Raw genomic sequence first — 12,621 nt, 5'->3', positions numbered from 1 at the left:
AATTTTAACCGGAGCGCTTTAACCTGCGCTCCGGTGTATAACGGTGGATCAGTCGAGGATAATATGTGGTAAAAAGCGGGAGCTGTCTTTGGTGATCAGGCTGTTGTCTTCACGGATGCAAATACCGGCAGCACTGTCAGCCACTACCCAGCTGCCAATCAGTGTATAGTTGCCGTTAAATTGCGGTAATGGCGCTAACGCCTGGCGGATATAGCCGCTGTCGTTATAAGGGCCGTCTTGCTTTAACGCTTTGCCATCGTTGGTTACCAGCTCAATGTTGGCACCTTCGCGCGATAACAGCGGTTTACGCACCCAGCCGTTTTGCAACGCGCTGCCGTCATCAAAAAAAGCCGGCAACAGGTTAGGGTGGCCCTGATATTTTTGCCATAACAGCGGCAATATGCCTTTGTTAGACAATAAACATTTCCACAATGGCTCAATAAACTGGGTCTGGCTGGTAAGAATAGTGCCGGCAAAATCTTCCTGCAGCATAAATTCCCACGGGTACAGTTTAAATAAGCCCTGTACCGGAAAACCGTCTAAATCGACCAACTGGCCATCAATATCACCCAGCTGCTCTAACTGAATATAACGGCTGTTTAGTCCTGCTTGCAGCGCAATATCCATCAGATAATCTACCGTGCCTTTATCTTCAATACTTTCGGTAACACTGGCAAAGTAAAACGGCTGTGGCAGGTCTAACTCGGCAAAAGCTTGTTGCAGTTTGTCCTGTAAAGAGTTGAACTGATCAGCGCCTTGCGGTAATTCGCCGCGCAGTAGTTGGTCTTCCAGCCATACCCACTGAAAAAAACCGGTTTCATACAGCGATGTCGGCGTATCGTAGTTTAGTTCCAGTAACTTAGCCGGGCCGGTACCGTTGTAGCTAAAATCCATGCGGCCGTATAAATGCGGTTCTTTGCTGCGCCAACTGGCGCGCACCGCATCCCAAAACTGCGATGGAATTTGCAATTGCCGCAGCTTTTGTTCATCACTAATGATATCGTCTACCAGATCCAGCGCCATTTGGTGCAGCTCTTCGGTCGGGTCTTCCAGATCCTGCTCTATCTGCTGCAGGCTAAACTGATAATAGGCGCTTTCATCCCAATACGGTTCGCCATCAAAGGTATGAAAATTAAAGCCGACGCTCTGCGCAAAAGCTTTCCAGCCCGGCCTTGGGGTGCTGTTAACGCGTTTCATCAGTAATTAACCACCGTTGCTGCTGACATTGCGCTGCGCCGCCTGAGCACCAAAGCCTCCACGGCGAGCCATGGCCGCCGGCTTAGGCTGTACCGCTGAGGGCCGTATGCTGGTGCTACCCGGCTGGCTGGCAACGGCAGTATTAGTTGCCGTACGAAAAGTGCTGCGATCATCGCGTGATTTATACAGCGGCTGATTTGGTACCGGTGAACGGTTGGCGGCGGCTGTTTGCTGCTGTGGTGCGCCGGCCATACCACCCCGGTTTAACATTTGGCCGGCCATAAAACCCATCATCATCGGCATAAAAAAGCCGCTGCTTTGCTGGCTTTGTTGCGTTTGTTCTGTTGGCACAGTGTTGTTTGCTGCTAGTACCGGTGCGGTTTCGCACTGGCCAGTGCCAAAATCGGTTTCACATTCCTGCCGGCTGGCGTAGCGTGGTGCCACTTGCGGGTGCAACGCTTTTGCATCGTCAAAGGCGGCTTTACATTCTGCCGGTGGGTTATAATAAGCGGCGCACTCATCCTGCGAGTTAAACACCTGTACCTCAACCGGCTTTTCGCCACAGCCTGCCAGTACCATACCTGCGGCAGGTACCATCATAATCAGGCGGGCGGTTTTGCTGCGTTTAAATGTTTTAGTGTTAGTCATAATGCGCTCCTTAATAACTCATACAGGCGGCGTTTAGTATACCTACGCTGACAGAACAACAAGCTGAGAAAATACCGGCGGCCAGTTCACCCTGCGTAATACGCTGCGGCAGCTTTTTTAGCACAGCGGTGCTGATGAAAAAAGTCAGTACCTGTACCAGCAAGGCTACGCCGCCCCAGATAGCACAGTCGAGTAACGACATGGAATGCGTAATGGCACTGGACAATGGCCAGGCAAAACCAATTAAGGCGCCACCAAAAGCAATAGCTGCAGAGGCGTTATTGGCGCGGATCAGCGCAAATTCGTCATGTGGTGTTACCAGCGTATACAAGCGGACAAACAGCAGCACCAGCACAACGGCCAGTGCAAAGTACGCGGCAAAAGCCGGTAAACCGGTTAGTGAAGTTAAAGCGGTATTTAGCATAATAAATCCTGTGTTGTGGCGGGCTGTTTTAACTCATAGTGCCGATCCTGCGGAAAATACGGCTACAGTTCAAGTTAAATCGGTCTGCTGCGGCAGGTTATTTATCGCAGCAGTCCTTCTGCTTAACCTGTATTGGCTGGACAGCACTAATCATGCTTCTACACTGGCCTGCGTTAAAACAATAAGAACGTTAATAACCAGGAACCACTAATGATAAAAATGACAACAGTAGCGCTGAGTATTGCGCTGGCGCTGGGTGTGGCTTCATGCTCAAACAGCAGTGTAACAACCGAAAATAATACTGCAGTACAAACTCAAACCGGCCTGAGCTCAGGTATCGAGCTGGCGAATATGGACACCAGTGTCGCGCCGCAGCAGGATTTCTTCCATTATGTAAACGGCAGCTGGATGGAGAAAACCGAGATCCCGGCAGACAAAGCACGCTGGGGCAGTTTTGATGAGCTGCGCGAAAACGCCGAAAAACAAGTGCTGGCAATAGTGCAGCAACTGGCGGCTGAACAGCAAGCTAAAGGCTCTGATGAGCAAAAAATTGCTGATTTGTATAAATCTTTCCTCGATGCAGAATTAGCCGAAGTGCTGGGGTTAAATCCGCTACGGCCTGAGCTGGCGCAAATTGACAACCTTAAATCACACCAGGATTTAACGGCGCTGTGGGGCGAATGGCAGCGTTACCGCGTTGGCACACCGGTGGCGCTGTTTGTCGGCCAGGATCAAAAACAATCTGATCAGTATATTACCGGCGCATCACAGGCGGGTTTAGGTTTACCTGATCGTGACTACTACTTAAAAGATGACGAACGCTCGGTTGAATTGCTGGGCCAGTATCAGGCTTTTATTGCCAAACTGTGGACCCTGGCCGGTATGGACAACGCTGAACAGGCCGCCGCCGATATCGTAGCGCTGGAAAAGCAAATTGCCGCCGCGCAGTGGAGCCGGGTACAAAACCGTGACCGTAACGCCACCTATAACAAACTGACCATCGCAGAGTTAACTAAACTGGCACCGGGTTTTAACTGGCAGGCCTTTGTAACTGCAGCGGGCCTTGGCAACATCAACGAGTTGGTGGTGCGCCAGCCCAGTTACTTTACTGAGTTTGCCAAACTACAGGCTAATACCCCGGTAGTGCAGTGGCAGCAGTATCTGAAGTTTCATTTAGTCCGCAGCAACGCCAGTAACCTCAGCAGCGCCTTTGCCGATGCCAGCTTTGAGTTTTACGGTAAAACCCTAAACGGCCTGCAAGAACAGCGTAGCCGTGAGAAGCGTGCAGTTAGCCTGGTAGATAGCAACCTGGGTTTTATGGTCGGTAAAAAATACGTAGAGCAACATTTTAAACCTGAAGCCAAAGCACGCATGGATCAGATGATTGAAAATCTGCGTGTGGCGTTTCGCCAGTCCATTGACGAACTGGAGTGGATGAGCCCGGTAACGAAAAAACAGGCGCAAATTAAGCTGGCCAAATTTAACACCAAAATTGGCTACCCGGATAAATGGCGTGATTACAGCTGTGTAGAAATTAGCCCGACTGACTTAATTGGTAACCTGCGCCGCAGCGCCGAGTGTGAATATCAGCGTATCATTGAGCGCTTAGGTAAACCGGTAGATCGCACTGAATGGGGTATGACACCGCAAACGGTAAATGCGTACTACAGCTCTACTATGAACGAAATTGTGTTTCCGGCAGCGATTTTACAACCGCCGTTTTTTAACGTAGACGCCGACGACGCGGTAAACTACGGTGCTATCGGCGGTGTTATCGGCCACGAATTTACCCACGGTTTTGACGATCAGGGCCGCCGTTCAGACGGCGACGGCAACCTGCGTGACTGGTGGACAGAACAAGACGCCGCTCAGTTTCAGGGCCGCGCTCAGTTGATGATTGACCAGTACAGCGCCTTTAACCCGATAGACGACTTACACCTGCAAGGCGCTTTAGGTCTAGGTGAGAATATCGCTGACTTAGGCGGTTTAACGGTGTCGTACAAAGCCTATCAGAACTCACTGAACGGCCAGGCTGGTGCAGTAATTGATGGCTTTACGCCAGAGCAGCGCTTTTTTATGGGCTGGGGCCAGGTATGGCGCATTAAATTCCGTGATGAAGCACTGCGCCAACAAGTGATCACCGGGCCACATTCACCGGGCATGTACCGTGTGTTAGGTACCTTGTCGAATATGCCGCAGTTTTATCAAGCCTATGACATAAAACCAGGTGATGGTATGTACCGTGACGATAAAGTGCGGGTAAAAATCTGGTAGGCTAAGTAGTTAAATAAGTAGTTCAATAAGCAAAAAAACAGGGGCTTAACCGCCCCTGTTTTATGTCAGCTCAGAATAAGATCCAAGTTTAGAAACGATAGTTTAAACCTACTGTCATCAGCGACACGTCAGACTCATAAAAGCCTTCGTCGTCATCTTCCAGCTTAGGCAGTACATTGTACTCGGCGACTAAACTTAACCTTTCTGTCAGGTTAAACGCGGCGCCGGCACCATACACCAGGCCTTTTTCTGTGCTCTTTTCAGAGCCACTGGCACCTAATATGTCATAAGCGAAGGCGTAACGGGTTTCACCGTAACCGGCAATACCGAAAATGGAGAAACGCTCACCCAGCGGTATACTGCCACGGGCCACTAACGCCATGTGGCGGTCAATTTCAAAGCGGGCTGAATCGTCGCCGTCGAAAATATCTTCGTCTTTAACGCCTACGGCATAACGCGCTTCCAGTGCCAGAAAGCTGGTCAGCTGGTAACCGGCATTCACACCGGCCACGCCAAATTTTAAATCGGTATCCGCTATATCAGATTCCAGTTCAACCTTATGCTGGCCATAATGACCACCAACGTAAAAACCGCTGTCCTGAGCTTGTGCATAACCCGCCACGGCAAGAAAAGAACCGGCAACAACGGTGGTAGGGATTAGCTTCAACATAATGATTCCTCATATTGGATTGCTAAAAGACACTGAAGGTATAGCAAAACCCAGATGAATCAATAATTAACAGATAGTGAAGAAATGTACCGGCAAACCGCTGCAGGGTTTGCCGGTACTTTGCGACGACGTTATTGTCTGGCAGTTTTAATATCGGCTATCAGTGCAAGTACATCCGGACGCTGCAAAATGACGTCGATGTTATCTGTCAGGCGCCGGCGCCAGTTTGGGTATTCGTTGCTGGTGCCCGGAATATTCACCGGGGTAGACATTAACAACAAATCCTCAAGCTGAAAGGCAAATAAGCGGGCCGGTTGTTGCGCGGTAAACAAGTGGCTGGCGCGGATCAACTGCTGATAGTCACCTTCATGTAATTGCAGGCGCTGGCTCATCAGTTGTTTTTCATCGGCACGCAGCTGATAAAGGCTGTCAGCTACCTGCGGGTTGGGAAATAAATCCAGCTCGTGGCGCAGCTGCAGATCATCTTGTTGCCAGTACCCCACCAGCGTGGGCATATCGTGCGTGGTTACCGTTGCCAGTGCCAGTTCCGGATAGGTTTGGGCGGCGTAATCATAGCTGCCTGGCTTTTGCTCAAGCATAAATACCCGGTACGACAATACCTGATATTGCGCCAGCAGGTGGCTGATCTCTACCGGTACTGTGCCTAAATCTTCCCCTATTACCACACAACTGTTGCGCTGGCTTTCCAGTGCCAGAATGGCAAACAGGTCGGCGGCCGGAAAACGGATATAGGCGCCGGCTGTGGCATCAGCACCCACCGGGCAACACCATAACCGTAACAGTGCCATCACGTGATCCAGGCGCAACGCGCCGGCAAAGCGCATATTGGCTTGCAGCAGTGCAATAAAAGGCTGATAAGCTTTTTGCCGCAACGTTTGCGGGTTGTAGGCTAACAAGCCCCAGTTCTGGCCTTTGGGCGCCATAATGTCGGCTGGTGCACCTACGCTTAAATCCAGCAGGTAATCTTCCGGTGCGCCCCAGCTTTCTGCACTGCTGCGGCTGGTGCCAACGGCAACATCGCAATACAGGCCAATGGCCATACCATGCTGCTGACACAAGCGTTTTACCTCTGCCAGTTGTAGTTGTGCCTGCCATTGCAAATACAGTTGCTGGTTGATGGCATCGCTGTTTGCGCTGGCAAATTCAGCCACGGCACTGCTGTGCGGATCGCGCAGTTGCTGCGGAAAGTTTTGCCAGGCGGCCATATTCCAGTCTTGCTGAAATAGCTGGCCCTGCAACACCTGATAAATAGTTAACTGGCGCAGGCTATCGCCACCGTCTGCTACAAACTGCTGAAACTGAGCAGCACGGGCGGTGTTTTTCGCCAGATGTTGCTGTTTAAACTGCTGAAACAATAACGTAGCCACTGCTTTTTTAGCTGCGGCTACGCCGATGTAGTCAACGTAAGTTTGTTCACGTAAATGTTGTAAGCGCTGCTGAAAGCTTTCAGAGTTAACCAGTTGCTGTGCAGCTGCACAGTCAGCATATTCTGCGGTGTGCTCCAGCGCGACATAGTCGGTATTTAGCCATAAGCGGCTGTTCGGGCTGTACGGACTGCAGTCTTGTGGCAGCTCAGGGTACAGAGCGTGTAGCGGGTTTAAGCCAATAAAGTCAACGCCTTGGGCGGCCAATGGCGCTACCATCTGCTGCAGATCGGCAAAGTCGCCAATGCCCCAGTTGCGCGCCGATTTAACCGCATACAGCTGAATGGCCGGGCCAAAAGTTTTATGCAGTACCGCTTTGTCATGCAGCTGAAAGCAGCGCTGCGGTGTAATAATCAGTTGCTGGCTATATTGCTGGCGGTTATTGCTTAGCGTTAACTGGTGATAGCCCAGCGGTAAGCTGATATCTAAAACCAGTTCGGCGGCCAGTACTTCGCCTTGGCGGGTTTGCCGGCGTTCGCTGATATCTTTGGCCGCGATGGTCAGGCTGCCGCTGAACTGCTGTTGCTCTTCGGTATTAATTTGCCATTGCCAGTCACTGACCGCGTTTTGTTGTAACTGCTGTACACGAATGCGCAGTGGCTCGCCTTGCTGGCATACGGTGACAGGGGCTATAACTTCATGCCAGGGTTGCTCGCTTAGCTCAACGATTTTGTCCTGTATCGCATCATTCGACGTTAAGTCATATCCCATGGCTTGCAATATGGCTTGTTGTTTGTCCAGGCTGATCACTTCAGTGTGGCCCTGCGCGTGTACGTAGCTGTCCTGCAAACCCACCAGTGCGGCGAGTTGCTTAATTAATTCCATAATTCACCTGTAACCCCGGCTGATTTAAGCCGGATAAATGACGACGTCTGTTTGCAGCGAGCTGTTGGCGCTGGCGAAATACGCCCGGTGAGCAACCCTGCCAGCACTTAAACGCTTTTTGAAAGCTGCTCTGTTCTGCAAATCCGAGCTGAAAAGCAATTTGCTGCAGGCTCAGGCTGGCGTCTTGTAAATAGTGATGTGCTAACTGTTGCCGGCACTGACACATCAACTGGCGAAAGCTGGTATCCGCTTGCTGCAGGGCCCGTTGCAACGTGCGGCTGCTCATATTTAATGTACTGGCGGCATCCGTTAATCTGGGTGCCTGTGGCAATTGCTGCAGTATAAACTGGCGCAGCTGCGCTAATACCGGTTGTGTACTCTGGCTGCTATCAAAAGCTGCCAGACTGTATCCCGTCGGACTATAATTTTTCATATTTTGCTCCGCGCTGGCAGCAAAGCAAGACCCACAAGTTTGCTACGGGCTGCCATATGGTGGTGCAAGCATAAATCAGGGTTATGTATTTATTAAACCTGTTGCATACGTATGCATTGAAAATATCATGCGACAGTACCCGGCAAGCAGCAGTAGAAGGGTTCAGGCAGGCGGCTTGAGCAGCAATCAGCTTGCCGTTATGCGTATAAAACGCAGCTTGCACCTTGTTGGTGCGTTTTTGCTACGGCCGCTCTGCATTTGTGCAAATTAGTAATTATGAATACGTATTCATGTTGAGGTGTTGCGCTAATAAGTTTAATAAATAGCCTTAGACAAAAGTCTGGTTGTACTGATACGGCTGCGCTTACAGCTGACAGACACCACACACAACACACCGGGGATGAAGGACATGACTAAATTTAAACTCAGTATGCTTACGCTGGCACTGGCTGCGGCCGGTACTGGCTCTATGGCATATGCGCAAACTACTGCTCAGGCTGCAGAAGAACAGGCCAAAGCTGATGAGCAAATCGAAGTAATTTCAGTAACGGGTTTTCGTCGCAGTTTGCAGGATTCGCAAAACATTAAGATGTTTAACTCATCTATTGTTGAGGCAGTGTCTGCAGAAGATATCGGTAAATTGCCGGACGTTAGTATTGCTGAGTCGCTGGCGCGTTTGCCAGGCCTGACCGCACAGCGGCTGAATGGCCGTGGCCAGGTGATCAGTATTCGTGGTTTGTCGCCAGATTTCAGCACTGCCTTGTTAAATGGCCGTGAGCAGGTAAGCTCCGGTGATAACCGCGGCGTAGAGTTTGACCAGTATCCTTCAGAGCTGTTAAGCGGAGTAGTGGTATATAAAACACCAGACGCCGCCTTAGTTGGCCAGGGTTTATCCGGTACGGCTGACATGCGTCTTATCAGCCCGCTGAAACATGGCGAAACCACTGTTGTTGTTAATGCCCGTTACGAGTGGAACCAGATCGATGCGTTAAATGCCGGCGCCGATGATAACGGCCAGCGTTTAAGCATTTCCTATATTGACCAGTTTGCAGATAACACCATTGGTGTGGCACTGGGTTATGCCAATATGTCTAACCCAACCCAGATTGAACGCTTTGAAGCCTGGGGTTACGCCGATACTGAAGATGGCAACAAAGTGATTGGCGGTGCCAAAATTTACGCTAACTCAAACCTGTTAGAACGTGATGGTTTTATTGGTGTATTTGAGTACAAACCTAATGCTGATTTCAGCACCACCCTGGATTTATACTACTCCAAGTTTGATGAAACCCAGCGTACCAGCTTTATTGAAATGCCACTGTTTTGGGGCGGCGCAGAGCTTAGCGATGCGGTGGTAGAAAATGGCCTGGTAACATCAGGCACCTACAGCGATGTAAAAGCCATAGTGCGTAACCATGGTAATTTCCGTGAAAGCGATTTGTTTTCTGCCGGCTGGAAAACCGAATTTAAACTGGCCGATAATTGGTTCGGTACCGTTGATGTCAGCCATTCAAAACTGGACCGTACCGACCTTATTCTGGAATCAGATGCCGGTACCGGTACTGCCGGTTCAGGTGCAACTGACACTATTCAGTTTCAGATGAACGGCAAAGGCGCCACCTTTAATGCCGGCCTGAATTATGCTGACCCAAGCCTGATTTTGCTTACCAGCCCACAAGGCTGGGGCGGCGATATCATTCCTGGCGGCCAGTTAGGCTATTACAATTCGCCTTCCATTACCGATGAGCTGAATCAAATTCGTCTGAGTGCAAAAACATTAACTGAGCATAATGTTTTTGACGAAGTAGAGTTTGGTTTGAACGTTAGCAGCCGCGAAAAAGACAAAAAAGCCAATGAGTTTTTCCTTGGCTTACCAAACGGTGCCACCAGTGCCACCATTCCTAATGTAAACGGTACTACCAGCCTGGCAGGTTTTGGTATTCCGGGCATGGTTAGTTACGACCCACGCGAATTAATATCGTCCGGCGTGTTAGAACTGGTGCGTAACCCTAATGCTGACGTACTGATCAAAGACTGGAATGTGCAGGAAGATGTGGTTACTGCTTTTGTTAAAGTAGGTATCAATACCAGCATTGGTGAAATTCCGGTAACCGGTAATTTTGGTACTCAGGTGGTGCATACCGATCAATCGTCTTATGCGCTGGCGGCCTCTGGTACCGGTATTGATGTATCGTCGTTCCGCCTTGAAGGCGGTGATAAATACTGGGAAGTGCTGCCAAGCATGAACCTGAGCTTTGATCTGGGCGCCGGGCATTTTGTCCGTTTAGGCCTGGCCCGTACTATGGCCCGTGCCCGTATGGACCAGCTGCGCGCCAGCCAGGATTACAGCTTTAACCCGGCTAACAATAACAGCCAGGCCACTCCTGAAAACAACTCGCCGTGGAGCGCAACCGGCGGTAACCCGGCACTTAAGCCATGGCTGGCTAATGCGCTGGACGTGTCATACGAATATTACTTCGATGACAGCCTGGGTTATATGTCTCTGGCCGCGTTCTATAAAGATCTTGAAACCTATATTTATGATCAGGCCACTATTCAGGATTTCACCGGTTATCCGTCAGGTGGTATTACTCCGGTAATTAATCAAGGTGTGGCCACCAAGCCGCAAAACGGCGACGGCGGCCGTATTAACGGCCTTGAGTTCAGCTTGTCATTAAGTGGCGCTATGGTGTCACCGATGTTAGAAAACTTCGGTACTATCCTGACGGGTTCATGGACAGACAGCAGCATAGAGTCTGATCCTAATAATCCAGCTACACCTTTACCTGGTTTGTCTAAGCGCGTTGCCAACGTAACCATGTACTATGAAAATGGCGGTTTTGCTGCCCGCGTCAGTGGCCGTTACCGTTCAGAGTTCCTGGGTGAGATTTCTGGTTTTGGCAGTGGCCGCGATTTAAAAATGATTGAAGCGGAAACCGTGGTTGATGCGCAAATAAGCTACAACTTCGACGAAGGTCAGTTTGAAGGTTTAACGCTGCTGTTGCAGGCCAACAACATTACTGATGAGCCCTTTGTTCGTACTGAAAATGGTCAGTTGATTGAATATCAACGTTATGGCCGTACCTTTATGGCGGGTTTATCTTATAAGTTTTAATCAGTAAGATAGCTGTCTATCAGGCCCTGCTTTAATGTTACGTTAAAGCAGGGCTTTTTTATTGCAGCAGGAGAGCTTCAACATGACAAACAACGCAGTAAAACAAGTGCTGATTGTTGGCGGCGGTACAGCCGGTTGGATGACCGCCGCTATGTTGTCAAAGCTGATGGGGCCCCAACTTAGCATCCGGCTGATAGAGTCAGACGCTATCGGTACTGTGGGGGTTGGCGAAGCCACCATACCGGCTATTCAGCACTTTAATGCGGCTTTGGGTATTAACGAGGCAGAGTTTTTACAATCTACCCAGGGCACTATTAAACTGGGTATCCAGTTTGAAAACTGGGGTAACGCCGGCGACAGCTACATGCACGCCTTTGGTCCGGTGGGCAGGCCACTGGGGTTTACCGCTTTTCATCACTACTGGCTGGCGGCGCAGGCGCGCGGTGATAACAGCAGTTTTTGGGATTATTCACTCAATTATCAGGCGGCCCATACCGGCAAGTATGCACCTTTGCCGCAAATTCCCAATACTCCGCTGCAAGGGTTAGTGCATGCGTACCATTTTGATGCCAGCCTGTACGCGGCTTTTTTACGCCGTTACAGCGAACAGCGTGGTGTGGTAAGAACTGAAGGCACCATTGGCGCAGTGGTTAAAACCCCGGCCGGTGATCTTGCTAGCGTGATATTAAAGGATGGCCAAAGCTTTAGTGCCGATTTATTTATAGATTGCTCCGGTTTACGCGCGTTGTTAATTGGCGGGGAATTGGGGGGCGGCTATGAAGACTGGCGCCACTGGCTGCCCTGTGACAGCGCCCTGGCCGTGCCAACAGCGGCTACCTTGCCGGTTATGCCTTATACCCGTGCTATTGCCCATAGCGGCGGCTGGCAGTGGCGTATTCCGCTGCAACACCGTACCGGTAATGGTTTGGTGTACAGCAGCCGGTTTTTGGACGATAACGCTGCGCGCCAAACCTTAATGAGTAATCTGGATGCTGAAGCCCTGGCCGAGCCGCGTAAAATCAGCTTTGTAACCGGGCGGCGTAACCAGCAGTGGTTGCAAAACTGCGTGGCTATTGGTTTATCCAGTGGTTTTCTTGAGCCGTTGGAATCAACCAGTATTCACCTGATCCAAAGTGCCGTGGTGCGGTTGGTGCAGTGTTTTCCGCAACAGACCGATATGGCCGCGCTGCGCCTGGAGTATAACCGCCAGTCACAGCAGGAGTTTGAAGCGATCCGCGATTTTATTATCCTGCATTACCATTTAAACCAGCGTAACGATAATGGCTTGTGGCAGTATTGCCGCACTATGGCGTTACCGGACTCACTGGCACAGCGCATTGAACTGTTTCGCCAGTCAGGAGCGGTATTTCGTCAACAGGATGAGTTGTTTACCGAAGTAGCCTGGCAGCAGGTAATGCTGGGGCAGCATTTACGGCCACAACATTATCACCCGCTGGCAGATAGCTTAACCGATGATCAGTTAAGCGGCTTTCTGGCCGATTTAAAAGCCATTATAAGCCGCACCGCCGCGCAGTTACCGGCGCATCAGCAGTTTTTGCAGCAAGGCCGTTAAGATAAAAAAGGCCACCT

The 12,621-nt window shown here is 50.4% G+C and carries 9 protein-coding genes; 3 read left to right on the top strand and 6 right to left on the bottom strand.

What is annotated here, in order from left to right:
• Window positions 1-48: 48 nt before the first annotated feature.
• From BLW68_RS03185 to BLW68_RS03175, 3 genes are read right to left on the bottom strand one after another with little or no spacing between them, the layout of a single operon-like run.
• Window positions 49-1,197, bottom strand: coding sequence for a glutathionylspermidine synthase family protein (locus tag BLW68_RS03185; protein WP_092790151.1), 1,149 nt, complete (start codon window positions 1,195-1,197; stop codon window positions 49-51).
• 6 nt (window positions 1,198-1,203) lie between these two features.
• The gene (locus tag BLW68_RS03180; protein WP_092790149.1) at window positions 1,204-1,845 is read right to left on the bottom strand and encodes a DUF1190 domain-containing protein; all 642 of its coding nucleotides are present in this window, start codon (window positions 1,843-1,845) and stop codon (window positions 1,204-1,206) included.
• 10 nt (window positions 1,846-1,855) lie between these two features.
• Window positions 1,856-2,269: a DUF350 domain-containing protein gene (locus BLW68_RS03175; RefSeq protein WP_092790147.1), complete on the bottom strand. Its 414-nt coding sequence runs from the start codon at window positions 2,267-2,269 to the stop codon at window positions 1,856-1,858.
• Between the two features lie 210 nt (window positions 2,270-2,479).
• Here BLW68_RS03175 and BLW68_RS03170 point away from each other — a divergent pair, with 210 nt between their 5' ends.
• The gene (locus BLW68_RS03170) at window positions 2,480-4,543 is read left to right on the top strand and encodes a M13 family metallopeptidase (RefSeq protein WP_092790145.1); all 2,064 of its coding nucleotides are present in this window, start codon (window positions 2,480-2,482) and stop codon (window positions 4,541-4,543) included.
• An 88-nt stretch (window positions 4,544-4,631) separates the two neighbouring features.
• On the opposite strand, the gene BLW68_RS03165 is transcribed toward BLW68_RS03170, so the two are convergent.
• The 3 genes from BLW68_RS03165 to BLW68_RS03155 form a co-directional block, all read right to left on the bottom strand.
• Window positions 4,632-5,213, bottom strand: coding sequence for a porin family protein (locus tag BLW68_RS03165; RefSeq protein WP_092790143.1), 582 nt, complete (start codon window positions 5,211-5,213; stop codon window positions 4,632-4,634).
• A gap of 131 nt (window positions 5,214-5,344) precedes the next feature.
• Window positions 5,345-7,483: a 4-alpha-glucanotransferase gene (gene malQ, locus BLW68_RS03160; RefSeq protein ID WP_092790140.1), complete on the bottom strand. Its 2,139-nt coding sequence runs from the start codon at window positions 7,481-7,483 to the stop codon at window positions 5,345-5,347.
• Window positions 7,470-7,916, bottom strand: a complete 447-nt coding sequence (locus BLW68_RS03155) for a helix-turn-helix domain-containing protein (protein ID WP_092790652.1) — start codon at window positions 7,914-7,916, stop codon at window positions 7,470-7,472. Before BLW68_RS03155 ends, malQ begins: the two co-directional genes overlap by 14 nt.
• Window positions 7,917-8,325: 409 nt before the next feature.
• Here BLW68_RS03155 and BLW68_RS03145 point away from each other — a divergent pair, with 409 nt between their 5' ends.
• A complete protein-coding gene (locus tag BLW68_RS03145) occupies window positions 8,326-11,031 on the top strand; it encodes a TonB-dependent receptor (RefSeq protein WP_092790136.1) in 2,706 nt (901 codons plus the stop codon).
• 82 nt (window positions 11,032-11,113) lie between these two features.
• Window positions 11,114-12,604 carry a tryptophan halogenase family protein gene (locus BLW68_RS03140; RefSeq protein ID WP_092790134.1) on the top strand — a complete coding sequence of 497 codons (1,491 nt, stop codon included), beginning with the start codon at window positions 11,114-11,116 and terminating at the stop codon, window positions 12,602-12,604.
• The last annotated feature ends 17 nt before the right edge of the window (window positions 12,605-12,621 follow it).

This window comes from Rheinheimera pacifica (genome assembly GCF_900108485.1).
Lineage (GTDB): Bacteria > Pseudomonadota > Gammaproteobacteria > Enterobacterales > Alteromonadaceae > Alishewanella > Alishewanella pacifica.
The sequence above is the reverse complement of the archived record's forward strand: the minus strand, read 5'-3'. Positions and strand labels throughout refer to the sequence as shown.